Source organism: Polaromonas sp. P3_B4 (assembly GCF_056402835.1).
In genome coordinates this window covers 597,123-618,237 of sequence record NZ_JBFUGQ010000002.1, presented here as the reverse complement: position 1 = coordinate 618,237, position 21,115 = coordinate 597,123, and the positions used below count along the sequence as shown (strand labels likewise).

Below are 21,115 nucleotides of genomic sequence, written 5' to 3'. Positions count from 1 at the left end.
GGTTCAGACGGATCAGGGCAAAAACTTGTTTGAGCCGAAGGCGAGTTGTTTTTGACCCCGGCTGGACCGAGCACCGCAGGTTGCCCGTAGCGAAGCGCAGGGACGCAGGAACCAGGGTCGCCTTTTCTTTGCTTACTTTCTTTTGGCGAAGCAAAAGAAAGTGAGTTGCATGCCGGGCAACCCCCGGCCAACCGCCTTCAGCAAAAAGCTCAACGCCGGAGCAAGAACAAGCCAAGGGCAAGAAACCTTACTGCGCCTTCCGCAAAGTCTCCACCACCGGCGTATTCAAAACCGACCTCAACCCCCACCACCCCGCCGCCAGCGCCAGCAAAGCCCCCGCCAGGCTGCCCACCAAAGGCACCGTCCACGAACCAGTCCAGCTGAAGTCAAACACAAACCTCGCCAAACCCCAGCCCACGGCCAACGCAACGATGGAAGCCAGAAAGCCAGCCAGCAAACCAACGCCCGCCAATTCAGCCCGCTGCACCTGCCGCAGCAGCGAAGCACGCGCACCCACGGCCCGCATGATGGCGAACTCGCGGGCGCGCTCTTCACGCGTGGCGGTGATGGCGGCAAACAGCACGACCAGGCCCGCGGCCAGCGTGAAGCCGAACAAAAATTCCACCGCACGTATCACCTGGTCAAGCACGCGCTGCACCTGCGCCAGCGTGCTGCTCATGTCGACATTGGTGATGTTGGGAAACGCCCTGACCAGCGTGTTGTCAAAACTCTGGGGCTGCGGCTGGCCGGGTGCCACAGCGAGCGCCTCGGGTGCACGAAACGCGCTGATGAAGGACACAGGGACATCGGCAGGCAATTGCGCCACCGGGTACATCACAAAGAAATTGACGCGCATGGAACCCCAGTCGACCTTGCGCAGGCTGGTGATCTTCGCCTCGCTGAGCTGGCCGCCGATATCAAAGCGCAATGAATCGCCGAGCTTGAGGCCCAGTGTTTTGGCCAGGCCGTCTTCCACGCTCACGGCGTCTTTTTCACCGCCTGTCCAGCGCCCGCCGGTGACCTGGTTGTGACCGGGCATGTCGGCACTGTTGGAAAGATTGAATTCGCGGTCCACCAGTCGTTTGGCGCGGTCGTCTTCAAAGTCGTCGGGCGTAACGGCCTTGCCGTTGACCGCCACCAGGCGGCCGCGGATCATGGGGTACCAATCGAACTTTTTTACGCCGCCGTCGCGCAGTGCTTTCTGGAAAGCCTCGCCCTGCTCCGGCTGCACGTTGATGACAAAACGGTTAGGCGCATCGGGCGGCGTCGCCTTGCGCCAGCTGCTGATGAGGTCTGTGCGCAGCAGCACAAGCAGCATCAGGGCCAGCAGGCCGACCGCAAGGGCGCTGGTCTGCACCACGGCATACATGGGCCGGGCAGACAGCTGCCGCGTGGCCAGTACCAGCCAACGCGGGGCGGTGACTTCGTTCACGCTGGCGCGCAGCAGCTTGACGGCGGCAAAACTGGCCGCGGCGAACACCAGCACAGCGCCGGCAAAGCCGCCAACCGCAATCAGGCCCAGTTTCAAATCACTGCTGGCAGCGACCAGCAGGGCCGCAAAGCCGGCCACACCCACGCCCAGCACCGCCATTGACGCGGGTTTGAGGTTGCCGACGTCGCGGCGAATGACGCGCAGCGGCGGCACCTGCGCCAGCTGCAGCACCGGCGGCAGGCCAAAGGCCAGCAGCAGCGTCAGGCCCATGCCCATGCCGAACACGACGGGCCACCAGGTGGCCGCCGGCAACGCGGTTTCGACCAACCCGGCCAGCAGCAGCACAAAGGCGTAATGCACGGCGAAACCCAGCGCCACGCCAAGGGCGCTGGCCAGCATGCCGGCGACGACAAACTCAAAGGTGTAGGCCAGCGCAATGGTGCGCTGGGGCTGGCCCAGCACGCGCAGCATGGCGCAGTCGTCCAGGTGCTTGGTGGCGAAACCGCGCGCGACGATGGCGACCGCCACAGCGCTCAGCAGGGCCGCCAGCAACGCCACCAGGTTGAGGAATTTTTCGGCGCGGTCCAGCGTCTGCCGCATCTCGGGGCTGCCCGATTCGAGCGACTCCAGCCGCACGCCGCGGATGCCGGACTCTGCACCGGGCTTCTTGATCTCGTCGGCGGCCCACTTCACATAGGCCTTGACGGCCTTGTCGTCGCCGGCCACAGCAAAGCGGTAGTTGGTGCGGCTGGCGGGCTGGATCAGGTTGGTGGCGGCAACGTCGGCCTGGTTGATCATCACGCGGGGAGAAAAACTGATGAACCCGGCGCCGCGGTCGGGCTCCTGCACGATGACGCGGGTGACCTTGAAGCTGGCGTCGCCCATCAACAGCGTCTGGCCGAGCTTGAGGCCCAGCGCGTCGAGCAGCGAAGCGTCGGCCCAGGCCGTGCCGGGGGCCGGCACCTCGCGCGTGTCCTCGCCGGGGCCGTCCAGGCTGTCGGCGATTTTCATGCTGCCGCGCAATGGGTAGCCATCCGGCACCCCCTTGAAAGCCACCAGCTTGCTGGCGCCGCCGTCAGCGTCGGTTGCACGGCCCATGGTGGGAAAGGTGACGGTGGAAATCGCCTTCAGGCCCAGCGCCTGTGCCTTGGCGATAAAGGCCGCTGGCGTGATGCCGTCGCTGCGGATCACGGCATCGCCGCCCAGCAGCTGGCGGGCATCGCGTTGCAGGCCGCCCTTGAGGCGATCGGCAAAAAAACCAACCGCGGTGAGCGCAGCAACCGCCAGGGTCACCGCGACGATCAGGAGGCGCAGCTCGCCGGCGCGCAGGTCACGCAACAGGGTTTTCCAGCCGAGCTTGAGGAAAAGGGTGTTCATGCGCAGACCATAACGCAAAGTCCGCATCCCGGCATCATGGCCGGGATTTGCCAGGGATTTAGCGGAGGGTTACGGAGACGTTTTGAAGCCGGGTCCCGCCACCACCGGGGCTGGAGCTGGGGCCGAAACCGGAGCGCCCGGCAAGGCATCCAGCCGCTGCTCCAGCGCGCGCAGCACGGGCCCGATGCCAGTTCCCGCCCTGATCTGCGGGTTGGAAAAGCCGTCATCCTTGCCGGCGTCGATTTCGCGCTGCCTGATCACCGGAACGGCACGGGAAAAAGCCTGCTCAAAAGAATGTGTCTTGCGCAACTGCTCGTCAAACATGGCGCGGCCGAAGAAGGTGAGTTCGGACAGGCGCCCACAACCGTAAGAGGTATGGGTGGCGTCGGCCGCCGTCATGACCAGGGTGGTGTCGCTGGCCAGCGCCTCGATCCAGCCGCCGGAATAGCAGGCCGATATCGCGATGACGCGGTGGCGGATACCGGCATTGTCGAGCGCCTCGCGCAGCTCGCCGGGACTGAGCGGGGGTACCTGCAGCGGCCAGTGGGAGGCGGCCAGCTTGAAGTCGCTGGCGCCGTGCGAAGTCATGTAGACCACCAGCACGTCGTTGTCGCGATCCATGCGCTGGGCCAGTGCGTCGATGGCGCGCTGCAAATTCAGCGTGGTGGCCCAGGGATGGGTTTTCACGGTGCTGGCATGGTTGACCAGGTGCATCACGCGGCCTTCGGCATCGAAGCGATCGGCAAGCACACGGCTGACCATGCTGCTTTCCCGCAGGAACACATCTTCCGCGGCATAAGGAGCAAACACCAGGCCGTAGACGTCGGTGATACCGCGGCGCTGCGGCTCGATGGCGGCCATCGTCTTTTCCATCAGCGCCTGCTGCTCTTCAAAAACCTGCTGGCTCAGCTGCAGGCGGGGCCGGCTGTCTTCGGTGGCCTGGCTCGCGTAGTCCACCCCCCAGGTACGCGCCTCGAATTGCCAGGCGGACACGCCTGTGGTTGCCAGCAGGACCAGCGCAAATACGGCAGTCCGCCAGGTCCATCCGGCGAAACGCACGAAGAGGAAAAGGCTCACGCCAAGCGCCCAGGCTGTCACCGCCGCATACAACGCCCAGTAAAACCAGGGAGCGGAAAACACCGCCGCCTTGATCCAGCCGTGCGCAATCGCAGCAACCACGCCCTGGGCGAGCAGCACATTGGGCAGCCCCGCTGCCAGCCACAGCGCGAAAAAGGCCGCCACACCGCGAGGCGGCTGGTCACCGGGAGGTTGGTCGCCGGGAACGGGCTCGTCCGCTTCAGGGGCAGGCACAACTGCCGAAGCAGGAAAAGCCCACCACGCCAGGCCAACGCCCAACCCGATCGTCCACCATGTCGACAACCAGGCCTGCAGGTTAAACACCGCGGGGCCTGCAATTTCCAGCCGCATCAATGCAACTTCCATGGTTGCGGCCAGAATCACAATGCCCATCACCTGCAATGGCGTCGGTGTTTTCCCCGCCACGCGGACAGGCAGGAAAAACGCAGCACGGACCCCCTCCTTTATCCAGCGTGATGTACTCAGCCTCCCAGAGGTATCAGGACGGCCGCGGTCCACCGGGCTCAGCAAGGGTTCCGGGATGCCAGGCGAGGTGTGTTGAACGCGGGCGTCGTGCATGGCGGCATCATGCCACGGCAGATTCAGGGCTCAGCGCCCACATTGCGAGGGCGGGGGCCAGCCAGTTCTGGCTGCAGCTTTAGCCGCTGCGGGTTGGCATAACAGACAAAACGCTTGTTGGTGGCGCGGCCAATCGCGCACAGGCCGACTGACTGCGCGACCTGATGGCCCATCTGCGTGATGCCGCTGCGCGAGACCACAATGGGCACCCCCATCTGCGCGGACTTGATGACCATTTCGCTGGTGAGGCGGCCGGTCGTATAAAACACGAGGCCATCGAAAGGAGTGGAATTTTCCGACGGGCCGCCCCTAGGAAAATTAGCCCCCTCGGGGGGCAGCGAGGACACGTCAGTGCCGAGCGTGGGGGCCACATTCTGCATGGACATCCAGCCAGCGATGGTGTCTATGGCGTTGTGGCGGCCCACGTCTTCCACGAAGAGCAGCATTTCAGGGTCGCCCGCCGTCATCGCAAACAATGCACACGCATGCACCGAGCCGGCGGATTTGTACGTGGTTTCCTTGAGCCGTATGGTGTTGACGAGGGAATACAACTGGGCCTGGGTGATGTGCGCATCTGCGGGCAGCACGATGCCGTCGACTTCGTCCATCAGGCCGCCGAACACACTGCCCTGCCCGCAACCCGTGGTGACCACACGGCGCGAGGTTTTCTCTTCAATGTCTTCAATGCCGTGGTGCGTCTTGACGGCGGCCGCGCCCACGTCCCAGTCGACGGTGATCGATTCGATATCGGCCACATCCTTGACCAGCCGCTGGTTGCGCAGGTAGCCGAGCACCAGCAGCTCAGGGTGAGCGCCCAATGTCATGAGCGTCACAAGCTCGCGTTTGTCGACATACACGGTGAGGGCACGCTCGGCGGGGATGGCGACCTTGTGCGTCTCGCCATATTCATTGACGGCATCAACCTCGCAGGTCAGGGGCGCCTGGGCGTTGGTCAGCCGGGGCAGGCGTGAGGGAAGAGATGTCGAGGCGGGCATGAGGGAAGACTACAACAAAAAAGCCGGCCCCTTGCGGAGTCGGCCTTTCGGGAAGTGGAATGAGCCTGGAAGTGGATCAGGACTTCTTGGCGGGGTTTCCAACCGCATCGGGCTGCTTGGTACTGGGCGGGCTGGTAGCGTTGCCTGCGGGTGAATGCGCGCCGGCCGCTTCGATCGGCTTTGCTGCAGGCGGGGTGTAGGCGAAGGGGCCGGGGTCCGCGCAAGCAGGTGCAGGCGTCGGCGGTTTGGTCTCTTTGCCGGTGGCCTTGGCCGTTTTGTAATAGCTGGCGGCGACCTTGTCTTGCGACTTGCACAGTTGGTAGGCCTCCAGCTTGCCGGTCCAGGCGGTCTTGGCGGCCGCTTCTGCGGCCTTGGCCTTGGCTTCGTCGCTCAGGGCGGGCAGTTTGGCCAGCGACGCGGCCGATGCGGCGGCCAGCAAGCTCATGATCAGAATTTTTTTCATGGGATTCCTCACTACAACTCTTCGGGGCTTATGCCTGCGCCGTCTGGCCGGGCGGGTCAACAGGCTTGCTGCGTTGGGCCGGAATGTTCCCGGCTTTGACATCGTCATACCAGTATTCGTGGTGCTCACGGGCCCAGGTCTCATCGACGTAACCTGTACGCATGGCCTTGTAGGCGCCCTGCATGCCGATGGTGCCGAGGTAGATATGGCCGAGGAACAAACACATCATGAGCACGGTGGCCACGGCGTGCACCATGTGTGCGACCTGCATCGTCGAGCGCTCATAGATCAGGCCGGGCAGCAGCTTGTCGAGCACAAAGCCCGACGACACCACCACGATGCCCAGGAAGAACACGCCGCCCCAGAAGATGAGTTTTTCGCCGGCGTTGAAACGGTTCGAAGGCGGTTCTTCGCCGCCCGTGATCAGGCCACCGCCTTTGGCCAGCCAGTGCAGATCGCCCTTTTGCGGCCAGTTGTCGCGCAGGAAGGTCAGGAACACGATCACCAGCGACACCGCGAACAGCGGGCCGGCAAAGTTGTGCATGGTCTTGAGGGTCCAGGTCAGCCAGCCGAAGAGCGCGCCACCAATGACGGGCAGCAGGAAGAATTTGCCGAATGCCATGACCAGGCCTGAGATGGCCAGGATGCAGAACGCAATCGCGTTGGACCAATGCGCGGCACGCTCAAACGGCGTGAAGCGCTCGATCTTGCGGCCGGTGTCGACGCCGTGGGTTTTGATCGAACCCTTGCTGAAGTAAAAAATCGCGATGGCCAACAGCACGATCAGGAACAGCGAGCCCCCATAGGGAATGATCCAGTTGTTGCGCACCTGTCGCCAGGCTTCGCCGGCGTTGGTCAGGCGTGAGCCGGGGTACTGCACAAAGGGCTGAATCAGGTTGCCGGCTTCGGGCGCTTCGCTCTTGGGCAGGCTGCTGTAGCCGGTGACGCCCTCGCCCACCTGGCGCCACATGGGCGCGTTGTTGCCCGGCTGCACTTTGGCGCGTTCACCATTGGTCTGCTTGGCGTAGTTGGGGTCGGCGCTGGCTTCGGGCTTGACCTCAAAGATGTTCTGGCCCTGGATGCCGCCGGTGGCAGCGGGAGCGGTGGCAGGCGCGGCGGTGGCCGGCGGAGCCGCAGGCGCTTGCGCACAGGCAAGTCCCGCCAGGCTGGCCGCTATGAAAAATATAGCTGGTCGCGCACAAAACATAAGGCCTCCGGTCACTATTTCGAGTTACCTGTCTTGGTGTACTCGTTCTGGCTGTTTTGTGCGCGGGCCTTGAGGCCTTGCTCCCAGCTGGTCTTGTCGCCGGCCTTCCAGCCTGGCGCCGCAAACTGGGTTTGCACGCCCTGGTAGGCGGCGCCGTCGCTTTTCACACCGCTGCCCAGGGTCTGCGGTTTTTCGCCGCAGGCCGACAAAGCCGACAAGGAGAGGGTCAAGACAAGAAGGCGCATCATGATTTGGCTCCTGCGGGCGGCTGGCCTGCCTGTTTGGATCCGTAGGCCGTGCCCCAGCCCCAGACTTCGGCGCCCTTGCCGCGTTGCACCACACGGTTGCGGAAGATGTCGGCGACCACATCGCCGTCGCCGGCGAGCAGGGCCTTGGTCGAGCACATTTCGGCGCAGGCCGGCAGCTTGCCTTCGGCCAGGCGGTTGCGGCCGTACTTTTCAAACTCGGCCTGGCTGCCGTTGACTTCAGGACCGCCGGCGCAGAAGGTGCATTTGTCCATCTTGCCGCGCACGCCAAACGTGCCGGCAGCCGGGAACTGCGGCGCGCCGAAGGGGCAAGCGTATGAGCAATAGCCGCAGCCAATGCAGACGTCCTTGTCATGCAACACCACGCCTTCTTCGGTGCGGTAAAAACAGTTGACGGGGCAGACAGCCATGCAGGGTGCGTCGCTGCAGTGCATGCAGGCCACCGAGATGGATTTTTCACCAGGGACACCGTCGTTGAGCGTGACCACGCGGCGGCGGTTCACACCCCACGGGACTTCATTTTCGTTTTTGCAGGCGGTGACGCAGCCGTTGCATTCGATGCAGCGCTCCGCATCACAAACAAATTTCATGCGTGCCATGACGTCTCCAGAGAAAACCGGTTGATCGGAAGCTTGCGCGGGGCTCTGCCCAAGCAGGGGCCGCGGAACCGGCTTTGCCGGGCCGCAGGCGCAGCGGCCCCCTCGGGGGGCAGCGCATTACACGAAGTGAAAAGCGTGGGGGTCATGTTTATGCCCTTTCGACGTTGCAGACCGTCGTTTTTGTTTCTTGCATCATCGTGACGCTGTCGTAGCCGTAAGTTGTTGCCGTGTTGATCGCCTCGCCGCGCACAACCGGTGCCGCGCCATTCGGGTAGTACGCCAGCATGTCGGCGCCTTGCCAGCGGCCCGAGAAGTGGAAAGGCATGAACACCGTGTCGGGCCCGACACGTTCGGTGACCAGGGCCTGTACGTTCAGGCGTGCGCCGGTGGGTGTGCTGACCCAGGCGCGTTCGCCATTGCGTATGCCTTTTTCGGCGGCGACCTTGGGGTTGATCTCGATGAACATCTCTTGCTGCAGCTCGGCCAGCCAGGGGTTGGAGCGGGTTTCTTCGCCGCCGCCTTCGTATTCCACCAGCCGGCCCGAGGTCATGATCAGCGGGAATTTCTCATGCACCTTGTCGGCGATGTTCTTTTGCTGGATGGTTTTGTACAGCGTGGGCAGGCGCCAGAAGGCTTTCATGTCGTCGTGCGTCGGGTACTTGGCCATGAGGTCGGCCCGGTTGCCGTAAAGCGGCTCGCGGTGCTGCGGAATGGCGTCGGGGAAGTTCCAGACCACGGCGCGCGCCTTGGCATTGCCGAAAGGATGGCAGCCATGGTTCTTCATGACGACGCGGATCAGGCCTCCTGAGGAGTCGGTCTTCCAGTTCTTGCCTTCGGCGGCGGTTTTCTCGGCGTCGGTCAGCTCGTCCCACCAGCCGAGTTTTTTCACGAGCAGGTGATCGAACTCGGGGTAGCCGGTCTGGATGTCGGCGCCCTTGGAACAAGAGCCGTCTTCAGCCAGCAGGTTTTTGCCTTCGCGTTCCACGCCGAAGTTGGCGCGGAAGTTACCGCCGCCTTCCATCACGTGCTTGGAGGTGTCATACAGGTTGGGCGAGCCCGGGTGTTTCATCTCGGGCGTGCCGTAGCAGGGCCATGGCAGGCCGAAGTAATCACCCGTGGTGTCGTAGCCGGTTGCCTTGTCGACGCCGCCTTTGGACTTGAGGGTCTTGACGTCGAACAGGTGCATGTTGCGCATGTGCGCCTTGAGGCGCTCAGGGCTCTGGCCGGTGTAGCCGATGGTCCAGCAGGTCTTGTTGATCTCGCGCAGGATGTCTTCGGGCACGGGCTCGTCCATGCCCTTGACCTTTTGCATCTTGTAGTTCTTGGAGAGCTCTTTGGCAAAGCCGAGCTTTTCGGCGAACTGGTGCATGATCATGTGGTCGGTGCGGCTCTCCCAGAGCGGCTCGATCACTTTTTCGCGCCACTGGATGGAACGGTTGGAAGCCGTCACCGAGCCGCTGGTTTCAAACTGCGTGGCGGCCGGCAGCAGGTACACCGCGCGGTTGGGGTTGAGGTCTTCAGCCTTGCCGGGCATGGCCGCCATGGCGGCGGTGGCCGATGGATACGGGTCCACCACCACCAGCAGGTCCAGCTTGTCCATCGCGCGTTTCATTTCCAGGCCGCGCGTCTGTGAGTTGGGCGCGTGGCCCCAAAAGAAGACGCCGCGCAGGTTGGAGTCCTGGTCGATGAATTCGTTTTTCTCCATCACGCCGTCGATCCAGCGCGAGACCGTGATGCCGGGCTTGCCCATCATGGCGGCAGAGGCATAACGGCCCTTTATCCAGTCGAACTCGACGCCCCAGATTTTTGCGAAGTGCTTCCAGGAGCCCTCGGCCAGGCCGTAGTAACCGGGCAGCGAATCGGGGTTGGGGCCGACGTCGGTGGCGCCCTGCACGTTGTCGTGGCCGCGGAAAATGTTGGTGCCGCCGCCGGAAACACCGACATTGCCCAGCGCCAGCTGCAGGATGCACGAAGCACGAACCATGGCGTTGCCGATGGTGTGCTGGGTCTGGCCCATGCACCAGACAATGGTGGACGGCCGGTTCTTGGCCATCATCTCGGCAGCCATGTAGACACGCGCCTCGGGCACGCCGCAGGCTTCTTCCACCTTGTCGGGTGTCCATTTGGCCAGCACGTCTTCCTTGACCTTGTCCATGCCGTAGACACGGTCGTTGATGTACTTCTTGTCTTCCCAGCCGTTCTTGAAGATGTGATACAGCATGCCGAACAGGAAGGGGATGTCGGAGCCGGAGCGGATGCGGATGTATTCGTCGGCCTTGGCGGCGGTGCGGGTAAAGCGCGGATCGACCACGATCATCTTGCAGCCGGTTTCCTTGGCATGCAGCATGTGCAGCAGGCTGACGGGATGGGCCTCGGCCGCATTGGAGCCGATGTACAGGGCGACCTTGCTGTTTTGCATGTCGTTGTACGAATTGGTCATGGCGCCGTAGCCCCAGGTGTTGGCAACGCCGGCCACCGTGGTGGAGTGGCAGATGCGGGCCTGGTGGTCACAGTTGTTGCTGCCCCACAGGCTCATCCACTTGCGCAGCAGGTAGGCCTGCTCGTTGTTGTGTTTGGACGACCCCACCACATACACCGAGTCAGGGCCGCTGGCCTTGCGCAGCTCCAGCATGCGGTCGGTGATTTCCTTGAGGGCGACGTCCCAACTGATGCGCTCGTATTTGCCGTTCACCAGCTTCATCGGGTAGCGCAGGCGGTATTCGCCGTGGCCGTGCTCGCGCAGGGCAGCACCCTTGGCGCAATGGGCGCCCAGGTTGATGGGAGAGTCGAACACCGGCTCCTGACGGACCCAGACGCCGTTCTCAACCACCGCGTCTACAGCACAACCCACCGAGCAGTGGGTGCAAACGGTGCGCTTGACTTCGATCTTTCCCGTGCCGTCGCCGGCGCCCGGTGTGGCGGCCTTGGCTTTTTTGACCAGGGTTAATTGCGTAGCGGCCAGGCCGACGCCGACACCCAGGCCGGAGCGGCGCAGGAAGGCGCGGCGGTCCATGGTGGGCAGCGCATTGGACAGGCCCCGCGACAGGCTTTGCACAAAGCGCGCGGAACCCGCGCGATGCACGGGATGGACATCAGAAGATTTTTTCGTGAGCAGCATGAAGCTCTCCGTAGAAGGTGAAATCGGGGGCCGGTCGGGCTGAACTGGAAGCCAGGGCTACCTAGATGCGGGTGGTCTTGTAGTAGCGCTTGACGTGTTCCGAGAGGCTGTAGCCGCCGCCTTTTTCAGGGGCCGGCTTGGGCTCTGGAAGCTCGGCTTGAAGCGCAGGTGCGCCGGGCAAAGTGACGATGGCCGCGGCTGCCGCGCCCGTGGCGGCTGCGCCGAAAAAGAATCCCCTGCGTGAGGGTTTTGGCTGGCTGTCCTGCATGGTGATCTCCAGGGGAAGGCTTGCTGGCTATGTAACCGTTTGCATAGTACTGTAAGGCAGAGCGCTGCGCACCACAATGGTTAGCGCCGCTCAACGTCCAAGTCTAGGGAAAACGATAAGCGATCTTATTGTCAGACTCGGCGGCTATGGCCGGTTGGCCATTCAAAAGCTGTCTCATTTTGAGAAAAAAAATTCATGCCCCCCGTCAGGCCAGCATGTCGAAGCCCTGCGCCTCAACACCGATGAAGGTCTGGGTAAAGGCCGCGAGAGCGGCATAAAAACGCGCCTTGGGATGCGCCGTGATGGCATCGCACATCAGCGGCACCCAGGGCTGGACATGGCGCGCGAAAAATTCGCGCTGCCGCGTGAGATTGGCGACCTCCACGTCGTCACCGGCAATCAGGTAGCGCATGACTTCGCACAGGTAGGCCACGTGGTCTTCGGTTTCGGGCATGGCCTCGTCACGCGCCAGGCCCAGCGCGGCGATGTCGGTGCGCAAGGCCGCCAAAGGCTTCTCATTGAGGAAACCGCTGAGGTAGTGCGAACCAAAGAGGTACACCTCAGGCTTGCCAACGCCGCCGAACAGGGCATCATGCTCCCGCGTGACATCTGCAAGGCTCTGCGTGCGGGCGGCGGCCACGAGTTCGCTCCACGAACTTTCAAGCAACCCACCGGCGGCGGGCGCCTCCGTTACTGCAATGCGAAGGTTTTCATGCAGCTCCGCGGAGGGCGCGGCGTAGTAAAGGGCGGCCAGCACGCCATAGACTTCGGCTCGCGCGGTTTCTTCGTCCAGGGTGGAGGCGGTGAGTTGGGCTTGCGTCATGGTGGCGTCTGGAGTCGGGAAGCTGTTGCTCACCGGATGTCCGTGATTTTCAGTTCGTTATCGGCGGAATAGATGTCGATGACGCGGCAGTCACTGCACATCTTGAGCCGGTCGGCGGCCGCACCCTGGAACATCGCGTGCCCCGCAAGCTTGCCCAGCATGGACTCGATGGCCTTGAGCGTGCCGAAGGGTTTGCTGCAGCGTATGCACTGGTAGGGCTGGCTCTCGTTGAGCACACGCGCCTCTTTGCGTAGCGGTGTGAGCAACAGGCGCGGCTGCAGCGTGATGGCATCCTCGGGACAAGTGGTGGCGCACAGGCCGCACTGTACGCAGTTTTTTTCGATGAACTTGAGCTGCGGGCGGTCGGGATTGTCTTGCAGTGCGCTGGCGGGGCACGCGCTCACACAGCTCAGGCACAGCGTGCAGGTGTCTGCGTTGACGGTCAGGCTGCCGAAGGGCGAGCCCTTGGCGGGCAGCGTAATCGCTTCGGGCAGGGCGGCGGGCGCCTGGCTCATGAGGTGGTCCAGCGCCATGTCCAGTGTGCTGCGTTTTTCTTGCGCCACCGCAAAGCGCGCCACAGCGGCGGGCACGGCAGGGCGGCCGCGCGCCAGCGTTTGCAGGCTGGCGTCCAGCCCGGCAATGGCATCAGCGCCCTCCCCGGCTTGCACCAAATGAAGGTGCACGCCGGCATAGCCCAGGCCATTGAGCAGGGTTTGCGCCACGTGCATTTGCTCGGCCAGGCCTTCAAGATAGGCGGGAGCTTCTTCACGCGTTACCAGCACCGCCACTTGCGACGCACCGAATGCGATGGCGCTGAGCCACAAGTCCAGGCCCACGCTGGCCGTGTGCCATAGCGCCTGCGGGATCACATTGGCCGGCACACCCCGCACGGTTTTTTGCAGCCGCGCAGCGCGGCCCAGAGCCTCGACCGCCTGCTGGCCGCTGTCCTGGCTGTGAAACAGCAGCACCGGTTGCGTGCCGCCGGCTTTGGCGTACGCCGACAACAGGGTCTTGATGCGAACGCCCTGCTCGCTGGCACGCGGGTAGGCGTAGGTGAGCGCGCTTGTCGGGCACACCGTGGTGCACGCGCCGCAACCCACACACAGGTTGGGGTTGACGACGATCTGCTGCCGGCTTTTTTCGCTGCTGACGGCGCCGGCCGAGCAGATGTCGATGCAGGCGTTGCAACCCACGGTTTCGTTGCGGCTGTGGGCGCAGAGTTTTTGTTTATAGGCAAAAAATTTGGGCTTTTCAAACTCGCCCACCATGTCGCGCAGCTTGACCACGGTGGCCAGCAAGCCGGGTGAGGCGAGGCCGGCGGAGGCATTCAGGGCGAAGTAGCCTTGCGGTGGCGCGTGCAGCGCGACCAGCGGTTTGGCGCCGAGGTCGAGCACCAGGTCAAATGCTTCCGTGAGTGTTTGCGGCGAGCGGTTGAAGTCAATGGCACCGGCCACCTTGCATACGGCCACACAATCACGGTGGGATGTGCATTTGGCCGCGTCAACCTGGTAGCTCAGGTCGATGGCGCCTTCGGGGCACATGGCGACGCAGGCATTGCATCGTGTGCAAAGGTCCAGGTCGATAGCGTTGGTCTTGTCCCAGCTCGCCTCAAACGCACCCAGCCAGCCTTTGAGCGCGAGCCGCTCACCGCTGATCACAGGATATTTGCGTTCTTGCGAGGGAAACCCGGTCTGCGCCTGGGACGAAACGCCCTGGGCGAAGATGGTCACGTCCAGCGTGTCAGCCACAAGGGCCGCCACCTGCTCGGCCTGGTCGATCGCACCCACGATGAGCAGGCGCCCGGCACTTTTGTAGGTGACGGTGGACACCGGCTCTGCGTCTGGTAAATGGGCCGCGGCCAGCAGAGCCGCGATTTTTGGCGTGGCGCTGACAGCGCCTTTGCTCCAGCCGCCGGTCTCGCGGATATTGACGAACTTCACCACCGAGGTGACGCCCTGGGTCTGCTCACCCACTTCGGCAAAGAGCCGCTTCTCCTGGGTGCAGGCTACGACAACATCGTCGCCGGACTGCGCGGCCTTCTGGAAGGCGCCCACCTCGCGGCGGCACAGCGCCGAATGCAGCGTCAGGGTCTCGTTAAGTGCCGTGCCCAGCGCCTGTGGCTGGAGCGGCATGGTCTGGTTGCAGTCGCAAATCAGTGTGGGCATGGTCTTCTTGGCTGGCACCGGCCGGGTCGGGCTGGGATTGGCTGGTTGATAAAGCGCCTGGCGTTTGCGATGGGGCTATGTCTGGATTTTCATAGGACTGTGCCACGGTTTCGCCCGTGGGGTTATTGGCGCTTTCCCGTGGCAGGTTGACGGGGTCGTCTTGCGGGCCGGCAGCCTTCGCTTGGTCTTCGCCTGCCGCGTCCTCCGCGCTGCTTTTGTTTTTCTCTTTCTCTTTGTCCTCATCGTCATCAAAGAGATTGAGAAACTTCGCACTCGTCATCTGCCGCAGCATGGCCTCGGGGATGGGGTCGGACTTGGAATAGTCGTCGATGTAGATGTCCAGGCCGTCCATCACATTGAAATGCGGGTCGGCAAAGAGTTGCTTCATGGCCGCGTTACGCACGTCGGGCGTCACATCGCCGGCCATAAAGGGCTTGAAGTCGGAATCTTTGGTGAGCAGCCTGGCGTCGGCCAGCGTGAGCGCTTGCTTTTCCGGCGGATTTTCCGGTGATTTTTGCGCCGGTTCCCGGGGCGTCTGGACTTGCAGGGCGGGCGCGTTGGCATCCGTTGCCGGTGCGGCCACAACCGGCTCATCCAGTGGTTTGCCCAGCACAGCGTCGGCCTTGCGGCGGGACCATCGCCCCAAAAAGCCCTTCGGTTCGTCAGCCATGCTGGCCTCCGCCGGTTTTCTTTTCCGTGCTGACTCGCGCCGGATTGCCGAAGCGGTCCGTCAGCGGCTTAAAGCTTTGCGGGCGCTGCCGGCGCTTGGCTTCTATGACGTAGTGCTGATCTACAAACTGCTGCAGCCACTGCACGACCTGCGGCGGCGCGGGCACCTGCTCGACTGTTTCCTGCGCATCCAGCCAGCGCCCGGCATCGTGATAACTCAGGGTGACGATCTGCGGCACTGCGATAGGTTCATCGGCCAGCAGGGCTTCTTCCTCCATGCGCCAGACCACCCAGAAGCAGGGCTGCCCGGTGCTGGCATTGAGGTAGTAGCCTTCGGCGTCGTCGGTGAAAAGCTCGACCTTGAAGCCGGGGTGCAGCCAGCGCTCTTCGCGCTCGTCTTTCAGCAAGAGGCGCGGCGTGGCGCCAAAGGCGTCTTCGTGGGGGACGATGTCGGCCAGTGACCAGCGCCAGGGCTGCCAGCGGTTGTCGATGCGCTCGCGGCGCATGACAACGGCCACCGCCGTGCACGGCCGGTGCAGCGTGGCATCTGTTTCAGGGGACTGCAGCAGGAAATCCGACATGCCCGCAGTGTACGGCGGCGCATAAGCCCTGAACCAGGAAGGTTCGCCTGGCGACGCGACGCCAAGGCCTCAGGTGTTCTTCGAGATCGTGATGGTCGGGAACTTGGCGGAAAAATCCTTGGACTTGGCTGCAACAGTGACCGCCATCTTGCGCGCCACGGCCTTGTAGATGCCGGCGACTTCGCCGTCGGGATCGGCCACCACGGTGGGACGGCCGTTGTCGGCCTGCAGGCGGATCTGGATGTCCAGCGGCAAGGCGCCCAGGTAGTCCATCTTGTAGTCGGCCGCCATTTTTTTGCCGCCGCCTTCGCCAAAGATGTGCTCGGCATGGCCGCAGCTACTGCAGATGTGCACCGCCATGTTTTCGACGATGCCCAGAATGGGTACGCCGACTTTCTCAAACATCTTGATGCCCTTCTTGGCGTCCAGCAGCGCAATGTCTTGCGGCGTGGTGACGATGACGGCACCTGTCATGGGTACCCGCTGCGACAGCGTGAGCTGGATATCACCGGTGCCGGGCGGCATATCGACGATGAGGTAGTCCAGGTCTTTCCAGTTGGTCTGGCGCAGCAGCTGCTCCAGCGCCTGGGTGGCCATGGGGCCGCGCCAGATCATGGCTTCGTCCTGCGCAACCAGAAAACCGATGGACATGACCTGGATGCCGTAGTTCTCCATGGGCTCCATGTTCTTGCCGTCCACGCTTTCGGGCCGGCCTTCGATGCCCATCATCATGGGCTGGCTGGGGCCGTAGATGTCGGCGTCGAGCAGGCCGACGCTGGCGCCTTCAGCCGCCAGCGCCAGGGCCAGATTGACAGCGGTGGTGCTTTTGCCAACACCGCCCTTGCCGGAGGCCACGGCGATGATGTTCTTGACGTTGGGCAACAGCTGCACGCCGCGCTGCACGCTGTGGCTGGCGATCTTGAACGTGACATTGACGGAGACATTGCCCACCCCTGGCACGGCCTTGACGGCGGCGATCAGGCTTTTGCGCAGGCCGGCGATCTGGCTTTTGGCCGGGTAGCCAAGTTCAACATCAAACGACACGTCGTCGCCGCTGAGCTGCAGGTTTTTCAGGGCCTTGGTGGTGACGAAATCTTTGCCGGTGTTGGGGTCCAGCACGGTTTGCACGGCGTTCAAGACGGCCTGTTGGTCCAGGGACATGGGGAAATACTCCGTTGAATCTCGTTAAATCTGACTGGGCAGACCGGGCGCTTTGAGGGCGGCAAGCCGGCGGGGGTGTTGGCCTGAAGTCTAACGCCGTGACCCGGGCCCTGGGGTCATGGGGGCTTGCCGGGGCAACCCCAAGGCCGGGCGACTTAAAATCGCGGGTTACCTCTCCCCTAGCCATAAAGCCCCTTATGTCCCAGCGCCGCCTGTTTGTCACCACCGCCCTGCCCTATGCCAATGGCAATTTCCATATCGGCCACATCATGGAATACATCCAGGCCGACATCTGGGTGCGGTTTCAGCGCATGCAGGGCCATGCGGTGAACTTTGTGGGCGCGGACGACGCCCACGGCGCGCCCATCATGATCGCGGCTGAAAAAGCCGGCAAAACGCCGCAGCAGTTTGTGGCCGACATCGCCGCGGGCCGCAAGCCCTACCTGGACGGCTTTCACATCAGCTTTGACAACTGGCACTCCACCGACGGGCCGGAAAACCACCAGCTGGCGCAGCAGATCTACCTGGACCTCAAAAAGGCCGGACTGATTGAGACCAAAACGATCGAGCAGTTCTTTGACCCTGAAAAGAACATGTTCCTGCCGGACCGCTACATCAAGGGCACCTGCCCCAAGTGCGGCACCAAAGACCAGTACGGCGACAACTGCGAAAACTGTGGTGCGGTGTATGCCCCCACGGATTTGATCAACCCGTATTCAGCGTTGTCGGGCGCGACGCCCGTACTCAAAAGCTCTGATCACTTTTTCTTCAAGCTGTCCGACCAGCGCTGTGTGGACTTTCTGGAAAAGTGGACGCAAGACGGCAAGCTCCAGCCCGAAGTGGCCAACAAGGTCAAAGAATGGTTCAGCGTTCGCACCAACCCCGACGGCACCCAAAGCGAAGGCCTGGGCGACTGGGACATCAGCCGTGACGCGCCCTACTTCGGCATTGAAATCCCGGATGCGCCGGGCAAGTATTTTTATGTCTGGCTGGACGCGCCGGTCGGCTACCTCGCCTCTTTGAAAAACCTGCTGGAAAAACGCGGCGAAAACTACGACGCCTACATGGCGACGCCGGGGCTGGAGCAGTACCACTTCATCGGCAAGGACATCGTCACCTTCCACACGCTGTTCTGGCCGGCGATGCTGCACTTCAGCGGCCGCAAGACGCCTGACAACGTGTTTGTGCATGGCTTTCTCACGGTGAACAACGGCGAGAAGATGAGCAAGAGCCGCGGCACCGGGCTGGACCCGCTCAAGTACCTGAGCCTGGACATGAACCCCGAGTGGCTGCGCTACTACCTGGCCGCGAAGCTCAATGCGCGCAACGAAGACATCGACTTCAATGCCGATGATTTCATGGCACGCGTCAACAGCGACCTGGTGGGCAAGTACATCAACATCGCCAGCCGCGCCGCGGGCTTTGTCGCCAAGCGCTTTGCGGGCAAGCTGGGCGAGGTGTCGGCCGATGGCGCAGCGCTGCTGGGCGCGCTGCGCGCCGCAAAGGAAACGATCGAGCCGCTGTATGAAAGCCGTGAATTTGCCAAGGCCCTGCGCGAAACCATGCTGCTGACGGACCGCGTGAACGCGTATGTGGACCAGAACAAACCGTGGGAGCTGGCCAAGCAGCAGGGTATGGACTCGCGTCTGCAGGATGTCTGCACGGTATGCATCGAGGCCTTCCGCCTACTCACGATATACCTGAAACCAGTGTTGCCTGCGCTGGCGGCGCAGGTCGAGGAATTCCTGAAAGTCAAGCCGTTGACGTTTGCGGATGCCGTCTCCAGCCTCGGTAACGGCCACCTGATCGGCGACTACAAGCACCTCATGCAGCGCGTCGACATCAAGCAACTTGAAGCACTCTTTGAGCCTCCTGCCCAGGCAGAACCAGCGCAAGCAGCTACTGATTTGATAGCAGAAGAAACTGTGCCAGGCGGCGAGGCGATTGCGCCCGTGATCACCATTGACGACTTCGCCAAGGTCGATTTGCGCATTGCAAAGATCGTCAACTGCGAACCCGTGGAAGGCTCGACCAAGCTGCTGCGCCTGACGCTGGACGCCGGCGAAGGCCGCATGCGCAACGTGTTCAGCGGTATCGCTTCAGCCTACAAGCCCGAAGACCTGGTCGGCAAACTCACGGTGCTGGTCGCCAACCTGGCGCCGCGCAAGATGAAGTTCGGCATCAGCGAAGGCATGGTGCTGGCCGCCAGCCACGCCGACGAAAAAGCCCAACCCGGTATCTATGTGCTGGAACCCTTGCCGGGCGCAACACCGGGCATGCGCATTCACTGAGTTTGCGGCGCAACGCCGCCTCCTGCGTCAGGCCGGTGCCGAATTCCTGGCATCCGCCGCCCCGGCCGCAAAGCGCAGCCCAGTGCCCGAACGGCTGGAAAGCTCGCCGAGCACAAGGCCCAGCGAGTGCAGCAATTGCGTTGCATCGCCTTCCCTGAAGGGCGCTTCGGCCACCGCCACCTTGAACTGCAGCACGGTATTGGGCGGCAGGCTGGGACTGTCGGCCAGTCCGCGGGCGATCAGCCGCTGGCCGATATCGGTAAGCGCCCCGCGCGTCAGGTGCCCCTGCAGGATCAGCACAAAGTCTCCGTCGCGATGACGGGCAACCGTATCGCCCTCTTGCGCGACACTTGTGACACAGGCGCCGGCCTGGACCACCGCGCTTTGCGCCGCCTCCATGCCGTAGTCCTGCCGGATATCCACGGCGTTGCCCAGCCGGATGCGCACCACCGCGCCCGCACCGGGGTCGCGCTGCTGGCGAATCAGCAGCGCGTCCAGCCGCTGCAGCAGCACGCGGTGGTTGCCCAGGCCGGTCAACGGGTCCACGCGTGTCAGCGCACCGACGCGCGCCTGGTTGTCGCGCTTTTCCCGGCTGCGCAGGTACAGGGCCATCAGCAGGAAAAGGATTTCCAGGGCGGCACCGATTTGCGCGCCGAATTGCGTGGCCGTGCCCAGGGGCATCATGCCCTGCGTGCGCAGGATGGGGAAGATGGAGCCCACGGTGAGGCACACCATCGCGGCCATGATCCAGATACCCACGGCCGGACGGCGCCAGGTGTACCAGGCGGAAACAAAAAGGTAAACGGCGATGCTTCCGATGTAGTAAGGCGTGGCCAGGTTGAAAGACGACTTGTTCCCCAGAGCCAGGAAGGCCAGCACGATCACAAAGCCCAGAATGGTCATGGCCAGCAGCCCGCGGGAAAGCCAGGGCACGTCGCGGTCAACCACCATCTGGCGCAGCACAAGATGCAGCAATGCGGCAGTGGCCAGCGACAGCCCCACGGGCGCGCAGTCGTTCCACCAGGCATTGCGGGGCCAGAAAAACTCTCCCGCCAGGCCGGTCAGCGACAACTGGCCAAGCGCCACGACCAGCACATAACCGGCGTACAACAGGTGGATGGAATCGCGCCACGAGACCGCGTGGAAAGCGCTCATCAGCGCCATCAGCAGCACCAGGCCGATGTAAACCCCCAGCAGGAGGTGCCATTGCTTGGACTGTTCGTGAAAACTGCCTGGGTCGGACAGGACCCAGTGCATGCTGATCGGATAGTTGTGGGTGACCCGAAGGTAAGTGGGCCGCGTCTCACCAGGGCGCAGCAGCATCTCGAACGCCGGTGTCAGGTGGCGCACCGGCCACTCGGCTACGGGGATGGAATCACCTGAGCGCCTGATTTGCCATTGCCCCGCAGCGAGGGGGTCTTGCGAGGGGCGGTACAGCGAGACACTGTCCATGTTGGGGTGCGGTGTCGTGAGCATGACCCGGGTGGGCTGGCTCACCGCAGGCAGCGTCAACCGGTACCACAAGGCACGCCCGTCGCCGGTCGGCATGATCTGTTCCGGCCTGGCCGGCTCGCCTTCACCGGCTTCAAAACGGCTGTGAACCTGCTCAAACGTCAGCGAACCGGTACTGTCGACCAGTACCAGCCCCTGGCCGACCACGTCGTAGCCCGCGGACGGCACGCTTTGTGCAACAACAGCCGCGACGGGGGAAGGCGGGACGGCCGTTTCCTGTGCAACAGCCGCAGCGTGGGCCAACAGCAAGGCCGCCAGGCAGGCAGAAAGGCGCGGCGGCATTGCAGACAAAAAACTTAAAAGGCCAAACAATCACTTCCCCAAAAAACCATACGCAGATGATCAAAACAGGACGACACTGATGATTCGGCCCTGAAATCACACGAAAAGTAACTATTTCTACCTAACAAAACCTTCTAATGTACCGAATGTTGAGGCTTCGAACAATGGAAAAAAGTCATACGGGACGCGCAATCTCCGCATTCTCGCCTGCGCTGTTATCTGCGCTGTCGTCCGGGCCATCATCCGCACC

General features: G+C 63.0%; 16 protein-coding genes. 1 reads left to right on the top strand and 15 read right to left on the bottom strand.

From position 1 onward, the window contains the following. Window positions 1-247: 247 nt before the first annotated feature. The 14 genes from AC1DVV_RS19680 to apbC form a co-directional block, all read right to left on the bottom strand. The gene (locus tag AC1DVV_RS19680) at window positions 248-2,809 is read right to left on the bottom strand and encodes an ABC transporter permease (RefSeq protein ID WP_477701754.1); all 2,562 of its coding nucleotides are present in this window, start codon (window positions 2,807-2,809) and stop codon (window positions 248-250) included. Between the two features lie 69 nt (window positions 2,810-2,878). Continuing rightward, window positions 2,879-4,465: a C13 family peptidase gene (locus AC1DVV_RS19675; RefSeq protein WP_477666110.1), complete on the bottom strand. Its 1,587-nt coding sequence runs from the start codon at window positions 4,463-4,465 to the stop codon at window positions 2,879-2,881. Window positions 4,466-4,488: 23 nt separating this feature from the next. After that, on the bottom strand, window positions 4,489-5,460 hold the full coding sequence (locus AC1DVV_RS19670; RefSeq protein ID WP_477701753.1) for a formate dehydrogenase accessory sulfurtransferase FdhD: 972 nt from the start codon (window positions 5,458-5,460) through the stop codon (window positions 4,489-4,491). A 76-nt stretch (window positions 5,461-5,536) separates the two neighbouring features. Next, entirely contained in the window at window positions 5,537-5,923 is a 387-nt protein-coding gene (locus AC1DVV_RS19665) for a hypothetical protein (protein ID WP_457279595.1), read from the bottom strand. A gap of 28 nt (window positions 5,924-5,951) precedes the next feature. Then, window positions 5,952-7,130, bottom strand: coding sequence for a formate dehydrogenase subunit gamma (locus tag AC1DVV_RS19660; RefSeq protein WP_457279596.1), 1,179 nt, complete (start codon window positions 7,128-7,130; stop codon window positions 5,952-5,954). Between the two features lie 14 nt (window positions 7,131-7,144). Next, the gene (locus AC1DVV_RS19655; RefSeq protein WP_457279597.1) at window positions 7,145-7,378 is read right to left on the bottom strand and encodes a hypothetical protein; all 234 of its coding nucleotides are present in this window, start codon (window positions 7,376-7,378) and stop codon (window positions 7,145-7,147) included. Next, window positions 7,375-7,995, bottom strand: coding sequence for a formate dehydrogenase FDH3 subunit beta (fdh3B, locus tag AC1DVV_RS19650; protein ID WP_457279598.1), 621 nt, complete (start codon window positions 7,993-7,995; stop codon window positions 7,375-7,377). Before fdh3B ends, AC1DVV_RS19655 begins: the two co-directional genes overlap by 4 nt. Window positions 7,996-8,143: 148 nt before the next feature. After that, a complete protein-coding gene (locus AC1DVV_RS19645; RefSeq protein WP_477701752.1) occupies window positions 8,144-11,113 on the bottom strand; it encodes a formate dehydrogenase subunit alpha in 2,970 nt (989 codons plus the stop codon). 61 nt (window positions 11,114-11,174) lie between these two features. After that, window positions 11,175-11,381: a formate dehydrogenase gene (locus AC1DVV_RS19640; RefSeq protein ID WP_477689998.1), complete on the bottom strand. Its 207-nt coding sequence runs from the start codon at window positions 11,379-11,381 to the stop codon at window positions 11,175-11,177. A gap of 205 nt (window positions 11,382-11,586) precedes the next feature. Continuing rightward, entirely contained in the window at window positions 11,587-12,204 is a 618-nt protein-coding gene (locus AC1DVV_RS19635) for a TorD/DmsD family molecular chaperone (RefSeq protein ID WP_457279809.1), read from the bottom strand. A gap of 29 nt (window positions 12,205-12,233) precedes the next feature. Continuing rightward, on the bottom strand, window positions 12,234-14,369 hold the full coding sequence (locus AC1DVV_RS19630) for a 4Fe-4S dicluster domain-containing protein (protein WP_477701751.1): 2,136 nt from the start codon (window positions 14,367-14,369) through the stop codon (window positions 12,234-12,236). Then, entirely contained in the window at window positions 14,299-15,039 is a 741-nt protein-coding gene (locus AC1DVV_RS19625) for a DUF3306 domain-containing protein (RefSeq protein ID WP_457279602.1), read from the bottom strand. Before AC1DVV_RS19625 ends, AC1DVV_RS19630 begins: the two co-directional genes overlap by 71 nt. Next, window positions 15,032-15,619, bottom strand: coding sequence for a DUF3305 domain-containing protein (locus tag AC1DVV_RS19620; protein WP_477701750.1), 588 nt, complete (start codon window positions 15,617-15,619; stop codon window positions 15,032-15,034). Before AC1DVV_RS19620 ends, AC1DVV_RS19625 begins: the two co-directional genes overlap by 8 nt. A 69-nt stretch (window positions 15,620-15,688) precedes the next feature. Next, a complete protein-coding gene (gene apbC, locus AC1DVV_RS19615) occupies window positions 15,689-16,780 on the bottom strand; it encodes an iron-sulfur cluster carrier protein ApbC (protein WP_477701749.1) in 1,092 nt (363 codons plus the stop codon). 197 nt (window positions 16,781-16,977) lie between these two features. Here apbC and metG point away from each other — a divergent pair, with 197 nt between their 5' ends. After that, window positions 16,978-19,071, top strand: a complete 2,094-nt coding sequence (metG, locus tag AC1DVV_RS19610; protein WP_477701748.1) for a methionine--tRNA ligase — start codon at window positions 16,978-16,980, stop codon at window positions 19,069-19,071. A gap of 27 nt (window positions 19,072-19,098) precedes the next feature. Here the strand turns inward: metG and AC1DVV_RS19605 are convergent, their stop codons facing one another. Continuing rightward, a complete protein-coding gene (locus AC1DVV_RS19605) occupies window positions 19,099-20,865 on the bottom strand; it encodes a sensor domain-containing diguanylate cyclase (RefSeq protein ID WP_477707239.1) in 1,767 nt (588 codons plus the stop codon). Window positions 20,866-21,115 lie beyond the last annotated feature (250 nt).

Bases quoted from the DNA above. Each gene is read 5' to 3' on its own strand.
- AC1DVV_RS19655 (WP_457279597.1), bottom strand. From the start codon at position 7,378: ATGATGCGCCTTCTTGTCTTGACCCTCTCCTTGTCGGCTTTGTCGGCC.
- metG (WP_477701748.1), top strand. From the start codon at position 16,978: ATGTCCCAGCGCCGCCTGTTTGTCACCACCGCCCTGCCCTATGCCAAT.
- apbC (WP_477701749.1), bottom strand. From the start codon at position 16,780: ATGTCCCTGGACCAACAGGCCGTCTTGAACGCCGTGCAAACCGTGCTG.
- AC1DVV_RS19670 (WP_477701753.1), bottom strand. From the start codon at position 5,460: ATGCCCGCCTCGACATCTCTTCCCTCACGCCTGCCCCGGCTGACCAAC.
- AC1DVV_RS19620 (WP_477701750.1), bottom strand. From the start codon at position 15,619: ATGTCGGATTTCCTGCTGCAGTCCCCTGAAACAGATGCCACGCTGCAC.
- AC1DVV_RS19630 (WP_477701751.1), bottom strand. From the start codon at position 14,369: ATGCCCACACTGATTTGCGACTGCAACCAGACCATGCCGCTCCAGCCA.
- AC1DVV_RS19640 (WP_477689998.1), bottom strand. From the start codon at position 11,381: ATGCAGGACAGCCAGCCAAAACCCTCACGCAGGGGATTCTTTTTCGGC.
- fdh3B (WP_457279598.1), bottom strand. From the start codon at position 7,995: ATGGCACGCATGAAATTTGTTTGTGATGCGGAGCGCTGCATCGAATGC.
- AC1DVV_RS19635 (WP_457279809.1), bottom strand. From the start codon at position 12,204: ATGACGCAAGCCCAACTCACCGCCTCCACCCTGGACGAAGAAACCGCG.
- AC1DVV_RS19645 (WP_477701752.1), bottom strand. From the start codon at position 11,113: ATGCTGCTCACGAAAAAATCTTCTGATGTCCATCCCGTGCATCGCGCG.
- AC1DVV_RS19625 (WP_457279602.1), bottom strand. From the start codon at position 15,039: ATGGCTGACGAACCGAAGGGCTTTTTGGGGCGATGGTCCCGCCGCAAG.
- AC1DVV_RS19660 (WP_457279596.1), bottom strand. From the start codon at position 7,130: ATGTTTTGTGCGCGACCAGCTATATTTTTCATAGCGGCCAGCCTGGCG.
- AC1DVV_RS19605 (WP_477707239.1), bottom strand. From the start codon at position 20,865: ATGCCGCCGCGCCTTTCTGCCTGCCTGGCGGCCTTGCTGTTGGCCCAC.
- AC1DVV_RS19680 (WP_477701754.1), bottom strand. From the start codon at position 2,809: ATGAACACCCTTTTCCTCAAGCTCGGCTGGAAAACCCTGTTGCGTGAC.
- AC1DVV_RS19665 (WP_457279595.1), bottom strand. From the start codon at position 5,923: ATGAAAAAAATTCTGATCATGAGCTTGCTGGCCGCCGCATCGGCCGCG.
- AC1DVV_RS19675 (WP_477666110.1), bottom strand. From the start codon at position 4,465: ATGCACGACGCCCGCGTTCAACACACCTCGCCTGGCATCCCGGAACCC.